15 protein-coding genes are annotated in these 20371 nt (G+C 46.9%); 4 read left to right on the top strand and 11 right to left on the bottom strand.

Translation table 11 applies throughout. The annotated features are described in order from the left end of the window. Nucleotides 1-321: 321 nt before the first annotated feature. The gene (locus QT974_RS05910; RefSeq protein ID WP_333467592.1) at nucleotides 322-3243 is read right to left on the bottom strand and encodes a PAS domain-containing protein; all 2922 of its coding nucleotides are present in this window, start codon (nucleotides 3241-3243) and stop codon (nucleotides 322-324) included. A 423-nt stretch (nucleotides 3244-3666) separates the two neighbouring features. Here QT974_RS05910 and QT974_RS05905 point away from each other — a divergent pair, with 423 nt between their 5' ends. Continuing rightward, complete coding sequence (locus QT974_RS05905; RefSeq protein WP_333467591.1) at nucleotides 3667-3891, top strand: hypothetical protein; 225 nt, start codon at nucleotides 3667-3669, stop codon at nucleotides 3889-3891. 315 nt (nucleotides 3892-4206) lie between these two features. Here the strand turns inward: QT974_RS05905 and QT974_RS05900 are convergent, their stop codons facing one another. The 7 genes from QT974_RS05900 to purE all read right to left on the bottom strand — a co-directional run bounded on the left by QT974_RS05900 (nucleotide 4207) and on the right by purE (nucleotide 14288). After that, entirely contained in the window at nucleotides 4207-4668 is a 462-nt protein-coding gene (locus QT974_RS05900) for a response regulator (protein ID WP_333467590.1), read from the bottom strand. Further along, nucleotides 4665-6644 carry a sensor histidine kinase gene (locus QT974_RS05895; protein WP_333467589.1) on the bottom strand — a complete coding sequence of 660 codons (1980 nt, stop codon included), beginning with the start codon at nucleotides 6642-6644 and terminating at the stop codon, nucleotides 4665-4667. Before QT974_RS05895 ends, QT974_RS05900 begins: the two co-directional genes overlap by 4 nt. A gap of 623 nt (nucleotides 6645-7267) precedes the next feature. Further along, complete coding sequence (locus QT974_RS05890) at nucleotides 7268-8473, bottom strand: 4-hydroxy-3-methylbut-2-enyl diphosphate reductase (protein ID WP_333467588.1); 1206 nt, start codon at nucleotides 8471-8473, stop codon at nucleotides 7268-7270. Between the two features lie 352 nt (nucleotides 8474-8825). Continuing rightward, nucleotides 8826-10211 (bottom strand): ammonium transporter, encoded by a 1386-nt coding sequence (locus tag QT974_RS05885; protein ID WP_442933155.1) that lies wholly within the window; start codon nucleotides 10209-10211, stop codon nucleotides 8826-8828. A gap of 468 nt (nucleotides 10212-10679) precedes the next feature. Next, nucleotides 10680-11546 (bottom strand): SGNH/GDSL hydrolase family protein, encoded by an 867-nt coding sequence (locus QT974_RS05880; RefSeq protein ID WP_333467594.1) that lies wholly within the window; start codon nucleotides 11544-11546, stop codon nucleotides 10680-10682. Between the two features lie 535 nt (nucleotides 11547-12081). Beyond that, entirely contained in the window at nucleotides 12082-13683 is a 1602-nt protein-coding gene (locus QT974_RS05875) for an ammonium transporter (protein ID WP_442933154.1), read from the bottom strand. Nucleotides 13684-13766: 83 nt separating this feature from the next. Continuing rightward, entirely contained in the window at nucleotides 13767-14288 is a 522-nt protein-coding gene (gene purE / locus QT974_RS05870; RefSeq protein WP_333467585.1) for a 5-(carboxyamino)imidazole ribonucleotide mutase, read from the bottom strand. A 227-nt stretch (nucleotides 14289-14515) separates the two neighbouring features. Here purE and nagA point away from each other — a divergent pair, with 227 nt between their 5' ends. Both nagA and bchM read left to right on the top strand, forming a co-directional pair. Further along, a complete protein-coding gene (gene nagA, locus QT974_RS05865) occupies nucleotides 14516-15745 on the top strand; it encodes an N-acetylglucosamine-6-phosphate deacetylase (RefSeq protein WP_333467584.1) in 1230 nt (409 codons plus the stop codon). A gap of 179 nt (nucleotides 15746-15924) precedes the next feature. Next, on the top strand, nucleotides 15925-16611 hold the full coding sequence (gene bchM, locus QT974_RS05860; protein WP_333467583.1) for a magnesium protoporphyrin IX methyltransferase: 687 nt from the start codon (nucleotides 15925-15927) through the stop codon (nucleotides 16609-16611). Between the two features lie 149 nt (nucleotides 16612-16760). Here the strand turns inward: bchM and QT974_RS05855 are convergent, their stop codons facing one another. The 3 genes from QT974_RS05855 to QT974_RS05845 are packed head-to-tail and all read right to left on the bottom strand — an operon-like array spanning nucleotide 16761 to nucleotide 19487. Beyond that, nucleotides 16761-16982, bottom strand: a complete 222-nt coding sequence (locus tag QT974_RS05855; protein WP_442933152.1) for a DUF6887 family protein — start codon at nucleotides 16980-16982, stop codon at nucleotides 16761-16763. After that, the gene (locus tag QT974_RS05850; RefSeq protein ID WP_333467581.1) at nucleotides 16979-17161 is read right to left on the bottom strand and encodes a DUF6888 family protein; all 183 of its coding nucleotides are present in this window, start codon (nucleotides 17159-17161) and stop codon (nucleotides 16979-16981) included. Before QT974_RS05850 ends, QT974_RS05855 begins: the two co-directional genes overlap by 4 nt. Nucleotides 17162-17180: 19 nt before the next feature. Beyond that, on the bottom strand, nucleotides 17181-19487 hold the full coding sequence (locus QT974_RS05845) for a tetratricopeptide repeat protein (protein ID WP_333467580.1): 2307 nt from the start codon (nucleotides 19485-19487) through the stop codon (nucleotides 17181-17183). 249 nt (nucleotides 19488-19736) lie between these two features. Here QT974_RS05845 and QT974_RS05840 point away from each other — a divergent pair, with 249 nt between their 5' ends. Continuing rightward, nucleotides 19737-20042, top strand: coding sequence for a hypothetical protein (locus tag QT974_RS05840; protein WP_333467579.1), 306 nt, complete (start codon nucleotides 19737-19739; stop codon nucleotides 20040-20042). The last annotated feature ends 329 nt before the right edge of the window (nucleotides 20043-20371 follow it).

The following is a 20371-nucleotide window of genomic DNA, read 5'->3' as shown; positions in this document are numbered from 1 at the left end:
CCCACGTGTGGACTTTAGTCCGCAGTATGTTGCGGACTAAAGTCCACGTGCGTTCGGTTTTTGTTATGGTAATCGACCGGACGTGATATCAGTCGATCGGCATTTTATGACAGGTTTGATCGTTCGGACTTTAGTCCTTGGCTTTTGATGCGGACTCGCATTCCTCACTACGAACATAATTACTAATGATTAATTAAGTTATTTTAATTAGACTTGAATTGCATAAGTCTTTGATTGATACATAAACCGCAGATGTCAGACAGATAAACGCAGATAAACGCAGATAATTTCAGGGTGTTTTCCGATTTTTGCAATTCAAGTCTATTGGTTAGCGCCGGCACGCCTTAAACTGACTACAGCCTCCACCAAGACATGGGGCTGTACGGGTTTAGCCAGATGCAGATCGAAACTAGCTTTCAGTGCCCGAGATCGGTCTTCATCTCTAGCATAGGCCGTCAGGGCGATCGCCCGAAACTTGCTGCCGTTTTGGGTGGCCACAGAACGCAGCCTTAACAGCAGCGAATAGCCGTCTTCCTCAGGCATTCCGATATCGCTGACCAAAATATCCGGCACAAACTCAAACGCCACCTCAAACGCCTCAGCAGCAGACGATGCAGCCCTGACAACCGCCCCGGAATCAGTCAAGACAAACATCATAAATTCCCGCGAATCCACCTCGTCATCTACGACTAAAACCTTGACTCCCTGTAAATTACCACCGCTAGCCAACATCGGCGCTTCCTCGTGGGCGATCGAATTTACCGGAATCGAAGGGAGGCGGAAAGTAAAAGTCGAGCCCATATCCAGTCCCGGACTCTGGGCCCAAACCCTGCCGCCGTGGAGTTCCACCAACTGCCGGACGATCGCCAGACCCAGCCCCAAACCGCTATAATTCCGAGTAATCGTAGCATCCGCTTGCCGGAAAGACTCAAACACATAAGGCAAAAAATTCGCAGCAATCCCAATTCCGGTGTCGGTAACAGTTAGCTCAACCTCCGAATCAAATCGCTGCAAGCGGATGGACACTCGCCCGCCGCGCGGCGTAAACTTAATCGCATTTGTCAGCAAATTCCAAATTACCTGCTGCAAGCGGCCGGGGTCTCCCGATACCAAAAATCTCGGATTTAACTGAGATTCGGGATTGCTATAAACCTGCCAGGGTTCGCAAAATTCAGCAGTATCGCAGCCCAAATCTAGAATTGCAAACCGCACGTCGATCGACTTAGCATCGGCCGCCAACCGCACCGTATTTACCGCTGCTTCCACCATCGAAATCAAATTTACAGGACTTGGATTTAAAGTCAATTTGCCGCGAATAATTCTCGAAATATCCAGCAAATCCTCAATCAATTGAGTTTGCATTTTAGCATTGCGCTCGATTGTTTCCAGTGCCCGAGCAGTAGCAGCCGGACTGAAACTGCGGTGGCGCAGTAGTTGCGCCCAGCCCAAAATCGCGTTTAAGGGCGATCGCAGCTCGTGAGAAAGAGTTGCTAAAAACTCATCTTTCATGCGATTTGCTTGCTGAGATTCCTCATAAAGCCGCGCGTTTTCGATGCTCGCCGAAACTGCTTGAGCCAACTGCATTAAAATACTTTCGTCATCTTCCCCAAACTCCCCCTCATACTTGTCCGACAACTGAATCAATCCCATATTTCTGCCATCGCGAGCCGTCAGCGGTACCGCCAGCCAGCCCCGCATCGGCGGGTGATTCCCCGCAGCCTTACCGAACTTCCGCCACGCTGGGTGAGCCTCTAACTCGCTTTGAGTCATCCGCATCGCCTGTTGGTGCCGGCAAACTTCCTGATAAATGCCCGTACCGTCTGGCTCTTCGCAGTAATCTTGCCACTGGGCGTATTTTTCGGATAGGGAAAACTTGCTAATTCCGGCATCCCAGTGGGCCGAAGGGCTGAGGTTGACGGCTGCTTGATGGACTTCCAGAATGGAGCGGGCGCTATCTGCTGCTAACTGAACGATGTCTGCTACCGACAGCGTGGAGTGGAGCGCCACTGAGGCGGAGGTTAACTTTTGCAGGCGGTGCAAATACGATCGCTCGCGCGCCAGAGCCTGCGATCGATCGCATTCTAACTGTTTGCCAGCGGTAATGTCGATCGCTACGCCGAACAGCCGCACTGGTTTACCGGATGCGTCAAAAACCACCCGCCCTTTGTCGTGAAGCCAAATCACCGAACCGTCGGGGCGCTGTTGGCGGTGTTCCGACTCGTAAACTCCCGAGCCGCTGAGTGCGGCATCCAAATCTGCCAAAAAGCTGTCGCGGTCATCTGGATGCACCAAATGCTTTTTTTGCTCAAAAGTACCAACCGTGCTGTGCGGGCCCAAACCAAGATGTGCGGCGGCATTGCACGAGCGGCGGACTTCCCCGGAAGCAATATCCCAGGTAAAAGCAATAGTGTTAGCTGCTTCTAGGGCAAAGCGCAAATTTTCCTCGCTTTGCTGTATTCTGGCTTCGGATAACTTGCGATCGGTAATATCCCAAACCACGCCGATCGATCGCACCGATCGACCTGTAGCATCATAAAAATACTTGCCCCTACCGGCGATCCAGTGCAAGCTGCCGTCAGGCCAAATCACTCTAAATTCGTGCTGGTATTCTATCTTGTTTTCTAAAGAAAAGGCGATCGCCCGACTAATAGCATCGCGATCCTCCGGGTGAACGCAGGCAAAAAACGCTGCGTAAGTTCCCGCAAAACTGCCTTCTTCCAACCCGAATAACAATTCGTGTCCCTCCGACCAAACCACGTCGCCAGTTAGTATATTCCAATCCCAAGTTCCCATTTGCGAGGCGGAGATCGCCACCCTCAGCCGTTCCTCAGAAATTCCCAACTCTGCCGAAGTTTTCGCATAGTTCTCGCGCAGCCGCCGTTTTTCCAAGCTTTCGCGCACGGCGGACGCCAGCCGGTTGAAGTGTCGCCCTTTGAACACATAATCGCTCAAACCCGCTTTCATCGCTTCGACTGCCACTTGTTCGCTGCCGCTGTCGGTACACATAATTACCGGACAATTTGGGTACTGGCTTTGAACTTGTTTGAGAATAGTTAATCCGTCGCTCCAGCGGACTTGGTAGTCGGTAATTACCAAGTCAAACTCCCCGGCTGCGAGGATTTTTTCGAGAGTTTCGGCATCTATCGCCGACTTAACTTCTAAATTTGGAAAACTTTTTCTCAGTTCTCGCTCGATCATCAGGCGATCGTTCGGGTTGTCGTCGATCAACAGAATAGACAGCATGGTTTTTGTTTTTTTTGTAGTGGCACAAACATTCTTGTATCTCAGAATATGTTATTGAGGAATTCCGTTATTTCAATATTTAGTGCTAATTAACTATCCAGGATTTTTTTAATTCTATTTTCTTGTATTTTATTATATCTCACAGATTATGCTGTCGGTACTTTTTGGTCACTATTTGCGGACAAATAGATGAGCTAAGGGTTACTCTCGAACTTTGTGGATATTATATTAATCAATGCCTTGCTTCAACAGTTGACAGTTGACAATTGACTTTTGACAGTTGACTTTTGAGGGCAACCTCTACCCTTAAGTCCGAGGATTGGAGTAATGAATAGTCTAATTTTAATTTCTCCGTCAAAGGCGGGCGGGCTTTCAACCAATTCTTTCTGGTAAAAATCCCAGGCTTACCATTTTCGAGGTTGATTGCTCTGGCATCAATTTTGGATTCATCGCACAGGAACAGATGATACAGGACTCGCTACCTCAATCCCAAATTCTACCAGTTTTGATTTTATTATATTTGAGATTAAAGAATTGGGAATGACTGATGACACCCAAAAATGGATACAAGCCCACGACGGCAAAAATGGAGATTACAAAATCTTAGACCAAAGTTCAAACTCCGGTGATTCGCGGCGCTGCAAGTAAATCTCAAACTTGTACAGCCAACTCGAAGTATCTCAAATCTTTGAGACTTCGGCAAGCAAGGGCGACCGCGATCGCAACTTGTCCTGTAGTTCGACGGAGCCCGCGCTTGGGCGTCTTGTGCTTATTTGTGCTTACTGTAGCCCAAGCAAGCCGTCGAAGTCTAAAATATATAATCGACTGACTTATAATAGTTGAGAACACGAGCAAACACATAGATTATTTTTGGGATTATTTTTGGGAAGTAGTATTAAATCTCTCGTTGCGACGAAGAGTCTGACAACGAGGAAATGAACCCTAAAAATTGGGATAACGCTACTATAAACCAGAAAATTCTAGAGGTTCCGGCAGTTCGTTATGGTTGAGCCAATACTCGCCAAAACGCTGCATCATGTCCGATAAAGAAGCAAACCCGACAGGTTTAACCAAATAAGAATTAACCCCTAGATCGTAAGCTTGATTGACATCAACTGTTTGGCTTGAAGAAGTAAGAACAACCACAGGTAAACGTTTTAGTTGCGGCTGCTGTTTGAGCCAACCCAGAACCTCGTGACCCGATCGCCTGGGCAACTTCAAATCTAGTAAAATTATCGCAGGTAAAGGATAGCGCTCGCGATCGCTGTATTCTCCATCACCATTTAAATAAAAAACCGCTGCATCTCCATCTCGGACAATTTGTAGCGAAGTATTAGTAAAAATCTGATTGCGAAACGCCCGCTGCATCAACAGAATATCAACGGGGCTATCTTCCACCAGCAAAATCGTCTGCCTTTGGCTCATCCTTTCCTCAGTTGTATCCAAAATCTACTGCCGTGTCCTAATTGGGATTCCACACCAACTTGACCCCCCATGCGATCGACTGCTTTTTGTACAATAGCTAATCCTATACCAGTTCCGGGGTATGACTCGATACCGTGAAGCCGTTCAAAGACGCGAAAAATCCGTTTTTGATGTTCTGGGGCAATACCGATGCCGTTGTCTTCTACCCACAGACGGATGAGGCGATCGTCTTCGTTGGCTTTGGGTTCGATCGCTTTGGGTTCGATCGCTTCGCTAACGCTAACGGGCAATTGGTCAGTGCTAATCAATAACTGCGAATGCTCCCACTTTCCAACTTTCCCCATTTTCCATTCTCCCGCAGTCTGTCTGTCTGTCTCTCCCTCTGGAGGCAGTTGAATTTCCTGGGCCCATATCTGCACTTGCGGCGATGCGCCTGCCACAAATTTTAGAGCATTGGTGAGCAGATTTGCGATTACTTGAACTAAAGTAACACGGTGGGCAATTACAGCAAATAATGGCGATCGCACGCTGATTTGAGCGCCGCTAGATTTAGCGTCTGCTTGTACCATCGCAATTGCGTCAGCGACAGCAGATTCTAACTCTACAACTTGCAGCGATAAATCAGTACGGCTCAGACGGCTGTATGCTAGCAAATCTTGAATCAAATCTTCTAATTGTTGCCCAGAATTCACAATTTGCTGGGCATATTCTTGACCGAGTTCGTCAAGTAGATCGCGGTAATCTTCTAACAAGGCTTCAGCCAATCCCTGCATTCCCCGCAAGGGAGCGCGCAAATCGTGGGCGACGGTATAAGTGAAAGCTTCTAATTCTTCGTTGGCTGCTTGCAGTTGATTGGTGCGGAGTTCCACTCGCTGTTCCAAAGTAGCGTTGAGCCTCCGAATTTCGGCTTCTGCTTGTTTGCGCACAGTGATGTCAATGGCGGTACTAATTACTAAACTTCTGCCGTCGGAAAGCTTGCCTAAAGGTGCAGAATAAAAGTCCCAAATTCGTTTTTCGCCGCTGGCTGTGGTAATTATATATTCACCTTCAGAAAGGCGCGAGTTTAATTTGTGCAGCCAATTGATATCTGCTTGTACTAACGATTTGCGGCTGCCGTAAACTTTTTCTGTCCAATCTTCAATTGTGCGAATTTCTGAGAATTTGTAGCCCGAGAGTTCTGTCCAAGCGGAGTTAATTTGCAAAACTTCTCCGTTTTCAGCGTGCAGCATAATTGGCAGCGGGGCGTTGAGAATGGCGAGGCGGAAACGTTCTTCGGTTAATTGCAGGGAATTGCGATCGTGTTCTAACTGTTCTAACAGTTGATTTTGCTTGATTTGAGCCTTGTCGCGCAAAATGCGATCGCGCTTTACCAAATAGTAAACCAACAGCAGCAACAGCAAATCTACTACAGCAGCCACGGTAAAAGTCAGGATTGTCAAATTGGCGCTGGCTTGAGATTCTCGGGCGCGCTGTTGTAATAGCAGATTTTCCTCCGCAGTCATGATGGCTACCTGCTGCCGAATGCCGCCCATGATTTGCTTTCCCCTACCGGATTTTACTATCTGCACGGCTGCTTCTAAGTTTTTTTGGCGCCGCAGAACGATCGTTTCTTCAAGTTCGGCTAATTTAGAGTCGATCGCAATTTTCAAGTCACCAGCTCGCTGTTGCTGCTGCTTGTCAACGATTAGCTGCTGCAATCGAGCTACTTGTACGTTGACGCGGGCGATCGCGCTGTGATAGGGTTCCAAATACCGTTCTTCTCCCGTCAGCAAATAACCGCGCTGTCCGGTTTCAGCATCTTTTACCGTCGAAAGTGTGGCTTCGAGTTCAGTTAAAACTCGGTGAGTGTGGCTCACCCAAGCTTCGTTTTCGACTAACTTCAGAGTATTGCGGTAGGAAGTTGCCGCATTAAAAATTAGCAGTCCCAAGGCGATGCCGATGCCTGCGGTGATTTGGCTGTGCAGCGATTTGTTCATGAAATAGTCAGCGCGCGAGTCCCGCTTTTTTTATTTGACTTGGATGCGGGCGATCGTTTTTTTGCCCGGGCCGACACGGCCGCGAAACTCTATAAATTTCCGGCTCAAAGGTGCGCTCGATCTTGTTTTTAGTTTAGTATCGTTCCCCCTCGCATCCTTCTTAGGTAGGAGACTGCAAACAGACACTCTCTCGCTGCCCGCCCAGCTTAATTTCCTATTTTCTGTGCGATCGCTTTTGCTGATTTGACAATTTCAAATCGCGGCGAAAAAAAGGAGTTTTTACCTATTGATTTGTGGGGATTTTCGAGTTATATTTTAGATAATGGAAGTGGTAACTTGAATTTAAAAATTGCCACTATTTCCATTATATAATAATACCTTTTTAAGCGGCAAGTGTCAAGCTTTTACCCTCAAAAAAAAAGGCGATTTTTCACGATCTGGCTAAAAAATAATTGGGGAAGCGGGGAGAAATTGGTAGAGAAACAAACAGCAGATGAAGGCGGATAATTTTCAGGATCGAGAGGGAACGAACAGGAATTAGAGTTGAGAGTGTGTTGAGGATTGAGACGATCGCCCTGCACGCCGAAACAGACGATTTCGAGTGCAGTGGCGAAACAAGAGAATTAGACAATCACAGCGGCTTTCATTGCCAAAATGCGATCGATCGCATCCTCAACAACCTTATCAGGAGTCGAAGCACCCGAAGTCACGCCGACGACAATATTACCATCAGGCAGCCAATTTTCGGCCACAACCAAATCTGCCCCCAAAGGCTTGTGTTCGATGCGATTTCCCGGTAAAATGCGCTCGGCAGAATCAATGTGGTAGGAAGGAAGAGCTTTGTCGATCGCAATTTCCTGCAAGTGAGTAGTATTAGAAGAATTAAAACCCCCAATCACCAGCATCAAATCCAACTTTTCCTCAACCAAACCCAACATAGCGTCTTGCCGTTCCTGAGTCGCATCGCAGATAGTATTAAAACTCAGAAAATGTTCGTTAAGATTGGACGGCCCGAACTTGCGCATCATCGTCTTTTCAAACAACTTGCCAATATTCTCAGTTTCTGTTTTGAGCATAGTAGTTTGGTTAGCAATTCCGACACTTACCAAATCAACATCCGGGTCAAAACCAGCCGAACAAGCCTTGCTAAACTTAGCAAGAAACTGCTCGCGGTCGCCTCCGTGCAAGATATAATTGCTGACATATTCAGCTTCCTGCAAATTCAGCACAATTAAATACTTATCAGCAAAAGAACTGGTAGCAACAGTTTCCTCGTGCTTGTACTGACCGTGAATAATCGAAGTATAATCTTTTTTCTTGTGCTTCTCAACAGTATTCCAAACCTTAGAAACCCAAGGACAAGTAGTATCAACAATCTTGCAGCCCCTATCGTTGAGCAACTGCATTTCTTGCACGCTAGCGCCAAAAGCAGGCAAGATTACCACGTCTCCGCTATCCACCACCGAAAAATCTTTCTGCCCCTTATCCACAGCAATAAAACCAACTTCCATATCGCGCAAATGCTGGTTCACAGAAGGATTGTGAATAATCTCATTAGTAATCCAAATCCGTTCCGAGGGGAAGTGCTGGCGAGTCTCGTAAGCAATAGCCACAGCGCGTTCCACCCCCCAGCAAAAGCCAAAAGCCTCAGCCAGCCGGATGGTGACGGAGCCGCGTTCGAGCCTATAATTGTTGTCGCGAATTTGCTGGATCAGACTGCTTTGATAAGCTGTCTGCATCACAGTCGCTACCTCAGCTTCGTGTCCGAAACCCTTGCGGTGGTAGTTTTCGGACTGTTGGAGCGATCGTTTAAAAGCTTTAGTATCCATCTGGTATCAAGTTGAAATCTAGGTTAATTACCTTTGATTTTAGAAGGCCTGGGTGCGATCGGGATTATTTGCTTGAGCTGGGAACAGCGGTTAAGGTGTTTATATTGTGAATGAGAGGGAAGAAGGAATGAACCGCGAAGACGCTCATGACGCAAAGGAAGAAGAAAGAAGAATCAGAAAGTTGGGTTAGAGATCGATCGGGCCGCGATCGATCTTAATCCTTCTTCCTCCTCTTCCTACCCTTCGGGAACGGCTTCGCCGAACGCGCTCTTTGCGCCTTCGCGGTTCGTTAAAAAAAAAGCGTAGAGACGCAGATAACTGCATCTCTACACGATCGAACTAATCGATAAAATTAGCCGACCTTTTTCGGCGCAAAAGGAGAACCAGATTCAAAGGAACTGAAACCGCCGGCAAAATCCTCGCCGTAAGCTTCTTCGCCGTGTTGGCCGATATCCAAACCTTGGTCTTCAGCAGATGAGGACACTCGCAGTTCCATAAACTGCCCCAAAATTTTCAAAATCACAAAAGTGCCGACACCCGCAAACACGTAAGTAGCTAGAACGCCGATAAACTGGGTCACGAGTAGCCCCGGATTTCCGGCAAACAGCCCGTCATTTCCGGCTGCGTTAACGGCTTTGGTCGCAAATAGGCCAGTCAGCAGTGCTCCTACAGTCCCGCCGAGGCCGTGAACTGGGAAGGTATCCAAAGAGTCGTCAAATCCCAGCTTAGCTCGCAAGCTAACGCCAAAAAAGCAGCAAACGGAAGTTATGGAGCCGATTAACAGCGCTCCCACTGGCAGCACGAATCCAGCCGCCGGTGTGATTCCCACCAATCCCGCTAAAAAGCCGCTAGCTATTCCGACTGCTGTCGGTTTGCCTCTGAGTACCCATTCGATGATTGTCCAAGTTAAGCCGCCGGCTGCTGCAGAAATCATCGTGGTGACAAAAGCAACGGTTGCTAAAGAACCGGCACCCAAAGCGCTACCGCCGTTGAAGCCAAACCAGCCGAACCACAGCAGCCCAATTCCGAGCAGGACGTAGGGTACGTTGTGGGGGGTGTGGGGCTTGTTCAAGTGGTCTTTGCGGGGCCCGATTACCCAAACTGCGACTACTGCTGATATGCCGGAACTGATGTGTACGACTGTGCCGCCTGCAAAGTCTAATGCTCCCATTGCTCCCAGCCAGCCTCTACCCCAAACCCAGTGGGCTAGAGGAGAGTAGATGAATGTAGACCACAGCAACACGAACCAGAAGTAGGTTTTGAATGTTACCCGTTCGACGATCGCCCCAGAAATCAAGGCGGGAGTGATGATGGCGAACATCATCTGGTAAACCATGAATACTTGGTGCGGTATTGTCGGTGCGTAGCCGATCGGATCTGGTTTGTCGGCTGCGACGTTGTTTAAGAACATCCAGTCGAAGCCGCCGATGAAGGTTTCAAATCCTTTCCCAAAGCCTTCGGAAACTGGAGTGGAAACGTCAAAGGCCAAGCTGTAACCCCACAGCGTCCATGTAACGCCGATCAGTCCCATCATGACTAAGCTCATCATCATGGTGTTGAGGACGTTGCGCGATCGCACTAGCCCTCCGTAGAAAAACGCTAGCCCGGGTGTCATCAGCAGTACCAGTGCTGATGAGACTAACATCCAGGCTGTATCGCCGGTGTCGATCGGACTTGCCACCACCGCAGCAGCAGCCGGAGCCGCCGCCGGAGCCTCTTGAGCTAAGGCATTGTTCATCAGCGGCCAGCTTAACAGCCACAGTGCGAGGATGCCGATCGTTAAACTTTTTTTGAGCACGTTATTTTTACCTTCTAATACTCAGCAATTTTCTGGAAAGACCGAGCCGATTTTAGATGCGAGGATTTTAGATGCAATAGTTATTTGGTTTTAAGTCCCTGTTTGAGCGGAACAAATCTTTAATAGATAATTCCCAAATCCTCAAGCCTCGAACTTCACATAGCCGGGCTTATCTAAATTCGTCAAGTATCAATCCAATACTCTCCGCCTTTGGATTGCACCATTTGTAATCATCCTTATTCTGTATAATCTTATACAAAAAAATTAATAATAATATTTTCTTAATCTATCCTTAGATACTTGACATCACCCCTGAAAGCAGAGTAATGGCTGAGGGGGAGAGTTTCCCAGAAGATGACTTCATCTGGGATCTTTCTAGCTTAATGACCGATCGCTAATCACTCATAATTAAATTTTCAACTGCATTTGACCGAACATTTGCAGGGCCGATCGCCAAACCAGGTAACCTCGATCGTTCAGGTGCAAGCCATCTGTGCTGAGTTCCGTTGACAAATTGCCGTCAGCATCGGCAAACAAAGACTGCAAATCGAGATAGGAAACATTTTCGGAATTAGCAATTTCTTTGAGGCGCCGATTGATGGCGCGAATTCGACTGTTGGGAATCGCCAGCAGCCGATCGCGATTTTCCCAAGTTGCTTGTTCCCCGCTGTGCGGCAAAATCGACTGCACCACCACTTGTGCTTTCGGGTGAGCCCAGCGCAAATCGCGGATAATCTGGCGCTGGTTGTCCAAAATTCCTTCGTCGCTGGCCCCCCGCAACAAATCGTTAATCCCGATCATCACAAACACGGTCTCTGGTTCAGTGCGATCGAATAATTGCAATCGCTTCAGCAAACCCACGGAAGTCTCGCCAGAAATCCCTTGATTGAGCCAAATGCGATCGATCGGTAGCAGCTTCGTAGGAAACCACATACTCAGAGAATCCCCAGCCAAAACGCTCAGTTTTGGGGGGCGATTCGCCGCCGCTGCTTCAGCTTCTCGGCCCAACTGCGTCACCCACTGCTGGTAAGACCATTTGTGTCGCGGCCCGGGAATGGGTACGTCTAGCGCTGGCTTTGCTGAGTTGGTCGGCGGTACGGAGCGAATTAATTCCTCTGTGGTGCCGGATGCTGTCATCGCAGCACTAGCAGGGGAAGTTTCTGTCAAATTGTGTCCCCTTGCCATTAGTTGAGCAACTGTGACGATCAGCAATCCGTTCGCCACCAGAGATAGCAAAGCCCAAACCGGGACTTTTTTCGATCGGCTCACCTCCATCCCTAAGAGGGATTTATGAGCTCTACTTCTGCTAACTCCTCCAAACTTCTCCATAAACTCAAGCGATTTGCAGGCACCACACCGAATAATTGGCACTCGTTGTTGCATCAAATTTTACCGCTCAATTAAAGCCTCAATTCTTGTAAGAATCAAGCAGCGTGCTGTGTTGGGCGCGGCGGCGATGCAGAACTTTGCTTTTTCGCACTACTCTACCATAAAAAATCTGCCTGCCAAACTTTCTCGGACACAAACCCGACGATTTTCAATTTTAAATTGGGGAATGAGTGACGGCAGAGGGATTTCGAGCTGGTCTACAATAGCATTTTTTGAAAGAGGGCAGGAGGCAGCAACCCGGTTTTTAACGTAATTGCGCGATTTTAGCAAGCAACGCCAGAACGATAAACCGGGTTGAAAAGAATCAAGAGTGCCTCAGGGACTGCATCTGTGGGCGGTGGCTGTTTCAGATTGTAGTTTTTCTCAACAAAGCCCTAGATTGGGCTACAAATCTCGTGTCGAGGGCGATCGAGCGCGCGCTCTAAAGCTTGGTAGTCCTCCCCCCAGAACCGCCGGGATAACCGCCGTAGCCGCCCTCTGTTGTGTTTGCCGATCCGGTTTCCTTGACGAACCCGGTGTAAGCTTCCATCCCGTGTTCGCCGATATCCAAACCTTCAGCCTCCTCTACAGCAGAAACGCGGATACCCAACAAAGCTTTGAGTGCAGCCCAAAAAATTGTACTCAGCAGCACAGTCATGCCGCCTACAGAGATAATCCCGATTAACTGCGGTATTAGCTGATCGAAACCTCCCCCTACTAGCAATCCGGCTTTCGGGCCTGCGGTATAAATTCCAGTTCCCGGGCCGTCAGCAAACAAGCCTACTGCTATAGTTCCCCAGATGCCACAGACTAAGTGAACGGAAGTTGCGCCTACAGGGTCGTCAATTTTTATGTTGTCGAAGAAAGTTACTGCAAAAACTACCAGGATGCCGGCGATCGCGCCGATAATGGCAGAGTTGGGTATGTTGATGTAAGCGCAGCCAGCAGTAATTCCCACTAAGCCAGCCAAGATGCCGTTGATAATCATCGACAAGTCTGGTTTGCCGAGATACAACCAAGCGGTGATTGTTGCAGCAACTCCCCCAAAGGCTGCTGCGGTGTTGGTGGTGAGCGCAATGTGGGCGATCGCATTTGGATCGACAGCCATTGTCGAACCGGGATTGAACCCGAACCAGCCCAACCACAGAATCAAACAGCCGAGGGTAGCAATGCTCATGTTGTGTCCCGGCATCGCCACGGTATCGCCGTTGCGGTACTTGCCGATCCGCGGCCCGAGAAATGCCGCTCCCATCAAAGCAGCCCAACCGCCTACAGAGTGAATCGCTGTCGAACCTGAAAAATCGTAAAAACCTAATTTTGACAGCCAGCCGCCGCCCCAAATCCAGTGTCCGGTAATTGGGTAAGCAATGCCTACTAACAACAAGCTGAAAATCAAGAAGTCGAGGAATTTAATACGCTCTGCAACGGCTCCAGAAACGATCGTGGCAGTAGTTCCAGCAAAAACTAATTGGAAAAAGAATTTGGCGTTGAGAGGTACTCCCGCCCAGTTAAGCGAGTCGAAAATGCCTTGATAAGCATCTCCCATAGCGGGGCTGTTGTCAGCGACATTCCAGAGGAAAAATCCGCCGCTGCTGCCGATAAAACCGTTGCCGTCACTGAACATTAAGGCAAAGCCGATCGACCAATACGCAATTGTAGACAGCGCAAACACAATCAAGTTTTTTGCGAGGACGTTGACTGCATTTTTCTGGCGACAAAATCCGGTTTCTAACATGGCAAAACCGGCATTCATAAAGAACACTAGCATCCCAGCCACCATGACCCACATGGTGTCAATACCCACCTTGAGGCTTGCCAATTGTTCCTCGGTGGTCGGCTTGGGAGGGGTTTGGGCTACTGCGGCATATCCCCAAATCAAGACGATGATGGCTGCTAAAGGTATGCAGGCTTGCCAGCTCGGACTGAGGCGGGCGATCGTCCTTTGTAAATTTTTGAACCTGCTGACTTTGGTCAAAAAGTTAGCTGCTGGCAAATTCAAAGACTCCCGCCTGACTTGTTTCGACTTTTTCTTTCCGACAGTCATTTTAATCATTTTTACGCTCTTTACAACTAATCAGCTCAGCAAGATTCCGAAAATTTTCCAATTGTACTACAACAGTTTAGAGATTATTTGTTCATACTGAGATATTTTTGATAGCCTAGCTCTTCTAGCTGAGTTTGTTTTTTGATGACAGATTCCGACAAAGTTTTGCGGTAATCCAGGATTCGCTCTAGCAATTGAGGCTGAGAAACTGCTAATATTTGAATTGCCAGCAAGCCAGCATTTTTAGCATTGCCGATCGCCACTGTTGCTACTGGTATACCCGCTGGCATTTGGACGATCGAGTACAGCGAATCTACGCCTTGGAGGTGGCGGCTCGGTACCGGTACGCCAATTACCGGCAATGGTGTTAAAGATGCTACCATACCCGGTAGGTGCGCCGCCCCCCCAGCACCTGCGATAATTACTTTCAAACCTCGTTGGTGCGCGGTTTGAGCGTATTCCACCATCCGCTCCGGGGTACGGTGGGCGGAGACAATTGCTACGGAGCAAGGTACGTGAAATTCTTCGCAAACTGCGATCGCTTCAGACATGGTAGGCAAATCCGAATCGCTGCCCATGATAATTCCAACTGTGGGTTGACTCATGCAATTTTCAGATGTGAGATTTCAGATTAATGGTAATTTTAAATTATGGCGCTAACTAAAATTTAGATATTTTATAGCCAAACTGATGCTCGAAAGCAATTTGGTGACAAGCCAAGAGTGCAGAAAGCAAAAATCTCCACATCTCGATCGCGAGCCCGCAGATTTATCGAGGCGAGCCAATCTAAAATCTAACATTCTTTAATCTAAAATCTAAAATCTAAAATCGGATGACTGAAGCCACTACCCCAACTGCTACCAATACAGATATTCTCAATGCTCGCCTCCCTGGCTGCAAGGATTTGCAAATGCTGGCGGTTGACGAATCGGGAATCATTCAAAAAGTTTGTCCGATGGACGCGGTATTTAAACGGATTGCTCCTCCCAATTTGCAAGTGCTGGATGCAGCAGGCGATTTGATTTCTCTGGGCGGTGTTGACTTGCAGATTAACGGAGCACTCGGTTTAGCTTTCCCAGATTTAGAAAGCAAGGATGTTGAAGTTTTACATAAAATTTGTCAATTTTTATGGTATCAGGGAGTTGATGCTTTTTTGCCGACTTTGGTGACAACTTCCCTGGATAAGTTTAGGCGATCGCTCAGGGCGATAGCGGATTATATGCGCAGTGCAAAAACTGCCGATCCTGCCAGCAATCAATTCAAAAGAGCCGAAATTATCGGCGTTCACCTCGAAGGCCCTTTTCTCAACCCCCAAAAGCGAGGAGCTCACCCAGTTGAGTTTTTGTTACCGCTAACTATAGAAAATGTCAAGGAAGTTTTAGGAGATTGTGCCGATATTGTCAAGATAATTACTTTAGCGCCGGAGTTAGACAGCACTGGCTCCGTCATACCTTATTTACAAAGTTTGGGAATTACCGTCAGTTTGGGACACTCTCAAGCGACGGCACAGCAAGCACAGCAAGCATTCGATCGAGGAGCTTCAATGGTAACTCACGCTTTTAATGCGATGCCGAGCTTGCACCACCGAGAACCGGGTTTGTTGGGAGCGGCGATCGTTTATCCTGGTGTAAAATGCGGTTTAATTGCTGATGGGAAGCACGTTTCTCCAACAATGATCGATTTTTTGCTGCGCGCTGGCAGGTATGAAAAAGGCGTTTTTTTAGTCAGCGATGCTTTGGCTCCCTTGGGTTTGCCTGATGGTGTTTATCCTTGGGATTCCCGGCAAATTGAAGTCAGAAAAGGTACGGCTTGGGTAAGATTGGATTATCACTCGCCGCTGGAATCTGCTACTTTGGCCGGTACAACTCTACCGCTGTTGGCAGGAGTTCAAAATTTGGTAAAGTGGGGGATTTGCGAGGTGCAAACTGCGATCGCCCTGGCTACGGAATCTCCCAGAAAGGCGATCGGGCTTCCGGGAATTATCGGTCAATCGGCAAGTCAATTGTTACGCTGGAATTTAAATGCAGCGACCCAAGAATTGACTTGGCACAGACTGTTTTAAGGGATTTTAGATTTGGTAATTGGTAATTGGTAATTGGTAATGAGGCAATTGGTAATTCTCCCCCTCTCCCCTTTTCCTTCTCCCCTCTCCCCTTTTCCTTCTCCCCTCTTCCTTCTTCCTTCTTCCTTCTTCTGTTATAATATCAAACCGTTGGCAATAACTCAGCAGCAGGCAAAAAGATGAATTTGGTAGATGACAAGACTATAGTTAAACAATATTTTAACTCGACGGGCTTCGATCGCTGGCAGCGAATTTACGGCGACGGCAAAGTCAATAAAGTGCAGCTAGACATCCGTACCGGGCACCAGAAAACGGTGGATACAGTCATCAAATGGCTGGAAGCTGATGGCAATTTGCGCGGGCTTGGTGTCTGCGATGCTGGCTGCGGTGTGGGCTCTCTAAGCATTCCCCTAGCTGACGCTGGGGCAATTGTTTGCGCTAGCGATATCTCTGAAAAGATGGTAGCAGAAGCCTACGATCGATCGACAGCCGTTCCCGGCAAGCTCTACAACATCTCCTTCGCAGCCCAAGATTTGGAAGCTTTGACGGGCAAATTCCACACGGTTATTTGCTTGGACGTGCTGATCCACTATCCTCAAGATAAGGCTGCGTCCATGATTGCTCACCTAAGTTCGATCGCCCAATCGCGACTAATTCTCAGTTTTGCCCCCAAAACTTTAGCACTTACCGCCCTCAAAAAATTTGGCGAACTTTTCCCCGGCCCGAGCAAAACTACCCGCGCTTACCAGCACCGGGAAGCAGATATTATCAAAATCCTAGAAAGCAACGGTTTTGCGATTAACAGAACAGCCATGAATAGCACTAGCTTTTACTATTCTCGCTTGCTAGAAGCTGTGCGGAAATAGGGTAAAAATATCTGCCCATTCTGAGGCCAGTTTAGATCGTTTATTGGCTGTGTGGGGGCGGGTTTTGATAATTGGTCGGCTGTGTGGTGGCGGCTTTATACAATTTGTTGATGGGGGTAAAAATTTTTGGTGAACCCGCCCCACTACCTCTAAGCTGATTCTTGGTGTCCCGGATCGCGACGGAGTTTTTCTAGAAACTCTGGATAATTTTCCAGATCCTCTAAGGATTTTAGGAGGGGAAGTGGCACTTTATTGGCTGTTTCAGCAGAGATTTTGTCAGCTAAAGCATAGAATGCCTCATCATCATCTCGATGAGCAAGGACATAAGCGCGTAACTCTTTTCTGCTCATTTCATTAAAGTTGGGTTTCATACAAATATCGCTTCTCCGTTGGGTTTGATTTCAATTTCGATTTGTTCTCCGGCTAAGAAGTAAACGTTGCCCGTGCGTTCATCTAAGCGGACTAAGTTAACACTTCGATACATTTTTGTTGCAGAACAACAAAGAATGAAGGTTTGCCATACTTGCGCTGTTGTAGGAATAGCTTGCACTCCTGAAACTCACCACTTTTCATTTTACACTTTCTTTGCTAAAATTGCTATTGAGACAAGCTTCAACTTTATCCACCAGTTTAGGCGTTTTCATCCGATTAAATATTTTAATAGCTTGCTGCCAGTGATTCTGAGCTATTTCTAATTCTCCTAAATCCCGGTAAGTCAAGCCGATGTAATAATTGCTAATCCCTAATTCGTACTTAGCACCAATTTTGGTATAAAATTCAATAGCTTGATTTTGATATTGCAAGGAAGCTGAAAAATCATTGCTTTCTCGAAAAACGTCGCCTAAAATGTACCAGGCACGGGCGATGTCTGATGTAAAGTTGCAATTTTGGGCGATCGCCACAACTTGCTCTAAAGTTTGCTTAGCTTCTTCATACTCGCCAATATGTTTTTGAGCCAAACCAGCCATATTCAAATCCCAGCAAGCTTGCCAAGGCGGAACGCTTTCTAAAGGTTGTTGCAAGTGTCTTGTAGCTTCTTTCAATGCTGCCTTTGCCTCACTTGCTTGTCCTAAATAAGAGTGCAGCAGAGCAACTTCGCAGTAACAACTATTTAGCCGAGATCGAATTGCCGGAGATACTGGAGATAAGGCTAGATCGAGTTTGGCTCGATAAATAGCTAATCCTAACTCGTATTCACCAGCAGCAATATAGCACAAACCCATATCACTGTATGAGTTAAATTCTGTCCATTTATCGCCTTCGCGCTGAGCCGCAAATTGAGCTTGGCGGTGATATTCTAAAGCTACTTCAAAACCATCTGCTAGCAAATAGGCATGACAGTCGCCGATGCAGCGATACAGACTTGCTTCCCGATTAGGCGAAACTCGATTTACCAATTTTTCTGCTAATTCTAAAGTTTGGCTGATGTATCCCCAAGATAAAAAATATAGAAATAATTCTTCTGGTAAAATAGGTATGGCAGGGCGGCACAATACATCCCACGCTGAATCACAATCATCAATTTCTCGGAAATGATAGTAAGCTTCTAAAACTTGCAAACCTAACTGAGGGGATTGAATGTGTTCTACACTAGAAAACCAATGTTGTGCGATCGCCCTTTGAGTTTGTTCCCATTCGCTGCTATTCTGCAACTGATTCAAACCCGCAGCCCGAATCGCGGGGTGCATTCGGTATTTGCCGCGATGCAATTGTAGCAAGGAATAGTCACACAACCGCCGCGTTACTTTCAATTGTTCTGCTGGCGTTACATCCCACAGCAAAGCTTTGATGCAAGTATCTGGCAACCATTCAATTTCTTGATACCGACAAGCTCCCAAACGACATAACAAGCGGTAAGCTTGATGAGAGTGAGCGTTGAGACGATTTAATTGATTGTTGATAAGAAATGAAAATGGATCTAGCTGCTGTAATTCTTGGCGGTTTTGTTGCCAAGCTTCGGCAATATCTCCATCATAATTATTTTGAATATCATTATACAGCACTTCCATTGCCAGAGCATTGCCTTTATAAAGTGCGTGCATTTCTTGCAGAGATTGTAAATCTTCTGAAGTCTTGGGATATTCAAAATATTGTTGCCATGCTTCAGAAGTCAAGCCTGTTAAAATGTGAGTTTGAAAGCCTCTGATGTCTGGTTCTTTTAACTTTTCTCGACTCGTAATCAGCGTGACTCCTTTGATTCTTGGATCGCACAGAACCCGCAGCAATTCTACATAATTTCGGTACTCAGGTAAAAACATACCGTTGCGTAAGGCAGGTTCTAAGTTATCTATGAAAATTGCGACTTTGATTTGACGCAGCTTTTTTTCTAGCAAGCTTAAACTAAGGCTAAAATCTCTGGGTGCATCTTCTTGAAAATCTTGTTGCAGCCAAGTTTGCACAAATGAATCGGCACTCCGCAAGTTTTCGGGAGTTAGGGCAATTTTCATATCTAAAATTTTTTCAAATTGGCAACTTGCTAAGTATTGCTGTGCTAAGGTAGTTTTGCCGATACCGCCTTCTCCTACTATTATCAAAATCTTGAAATTTTCTGATGTCCATTTTTGGAGTTTAGTAATATCTGAAGTTCGTTCTACCCAGCGAGAATTTAATGGTTGTGGTTCTGGTTTCGTTGGGATTAATTCGGGCATGAATTGAAAAAACAATGACTGCAAATCTGACCAGCTAGAGCGCTTGTCGTCTCCTAAGCCAAATGCTTGATATGCTGTGGTCAAATGTTGGCGTACAGTTGCTTCTGATTTAATAGGGATAATTTTGATGATTTGTTTATTTGGTGTTCCAGCTAGTTTTTGCTTCAAAACTTGCTTGCATTTGTTGCCTAAATTATTGTAAATGGTGATAAATTCTGCTTGATTCATGGGTGGTTTGCCTATGGGTACAAGTGCGATATGGTGGTGTATTTAGGGGGGGCTAACCCCTGGGATGTTTGAAAAAGTGTGATGTCTTAAGTGCGATCGCGTTGGGCTGCGAAATGTCAGAGGTTGGTGACTGCTGCCTGTGACTGCACAATTGTGAGTTTTGAATGTTTATTGATTTTACACTAAGTTACGGGTTAAAAGTTATTCAATAATTAAATTTTTGCAAATACCATTTTGGAGCTGAGAAGTATGGAGTTTTTGTCGGATGCGATGGATTCGGATAGTTCGGATGCAAACCGTGCCAAGTCTCACGGGGGAGTAAAAGATATGGCAGCACTGCCAGAAAGCAGACAGAATCCGATCGATCGGGTTTTCGATCGAATTGAGGACATTTTGTATGAGACTTGGAAAGAAACAGGGTTTGGCAAGGTGACGATTGAGAGTGAGAGGGTGGAAAAGGGTAAAGGTAAGATTCAAGTGACGGTGAAGGGTTCAACTTTTTATCGGCACTATATTACCGATGCAGATGTTAGGGAGTGGAATTCCAAGGAATAAGAAATTAGGACACGGCAGTGCCGTCTCCCTACAATATTATTTTGGGGTAGGGAGACGGCACTGCCGTCTCCGACCTATCATTCCAGTGTAACCGAAATTGATATAAGTCCCTGTAGGATATTGACAAACAGACGAGAATGGTGTATGTTGTTTTGTCAAGGTGAATAAAGCCTAAGTGTATCTACGCTGCACGGCTGCGATGGCTGGCGGTATTAAAAGTTTGAATCAATTAAATAAACACAAAACCTAGTTCGGGACGGATGTGAGTTTCGCGGGGCTGGGGAAGTGGTGATTTCGCATTATGTGCGATCGACCCTTCTCCGGCCTTT

The sequence above is a fragment of the Microcoleus sp. BM001215392 genome (assembly GCF_036700185.1).
Taxonomy (GTDB): domain Bacteria; phylum Cyanobacteriota; class Cyanobacteriia; order Cyanobacteriales; family Microcoleaceae; genus Microcoleus.
Note: the sequence above shows the minus strand (reverse complement) of the source record. Positions and strands in the feature narration are given on the sequence as shown.

Coding starts and splice junctions, on each gene's coding strand:
- QT974_RS05910 (WP_333467592.1), bottom strand. CDS start 3,243: ATGCTGTCTATTCTGTTGATCGACGACAACCCGAACGATCGCCTGATG.
- QT974_RS05900 (WP_333467590.1), bottom strand. CDS start 4,668: ATGAGCCAAAGGCAGACGATTTTGCTGGTGGAAGATAGCCCCGTTGAT.
- QT974_RS05895 (WP_333467589.1), bottom strand. CDS start 6,644: ATGAACAAATCGCTGCACAGCCAAATCACCGCAGGCATCGGCATCGCC.
- QT974_RS05890 (WP_333467588.1), bottom strand. CDS start 8,473: ATGGATACTAAAGCTTTTAAACGATCGCTCCAACAGTCCGAAAACTAC.
- QT974_RS05885 (WP_442933155.1), bottom strand. CDS start 10,211: ATGAACAATGCCTTAGCTCAAGAGGCTCCGGCGGCGGCTCCGGCTGCT.
- QT974_RS05880 (WP_333467594.1), bottom strand. CDS start 11,546: ATGGAGGTGAGCCGATCGAAAAAAGTCCCGGTTTGGGCTTTGCTATCT.
- QT974_RS05875 (WP_442933154.1), bottom strand. CDS start 13,683: ATGACTGTCGGAAAGAAAAAGTCGAAACAAGTCAGGCGGGAGTCTTTG.
- purE (WP_333467585.1), bottom strand. CDS start 14,288: ATGAGTCAACCCACAGTTGGAATTATCATGGGCAGCGATTCGGATTTG.
- nagA (WP_333467584.1), top strand. CDS start 14,516: ATGACTGAAGCCACTACCCCAACTGCTACCAATACAGATATTCTCAAT.
- bchM (WP_333467583.1), top strand. CDS start 15,925: ATGAATTTGGTAGATGACAAGACTATAGTTAAACAATATTTTAACTCG.
- QT974_RS05855 (WP_442933152.1), bottom strand. CDS start 16,982: ATGAAACCCAACTTTAATGAAATGAGCAGAAAAGAGTTACGCGCTTAT.
- QT974_RS05845 (WP_333467580.1), bottom strand. CDS start 19,487: ATGAATCAAGCAGAATTTATCACCATTTACAATAATTTAGGCAACAAA.
- QT974_RS05840 (WP_333467579.1), top strand. CDS start 19,737: ATGGAGTTTTTGTCGGATGCGATGGATTCGGATAGTTCGGATGCAAAC.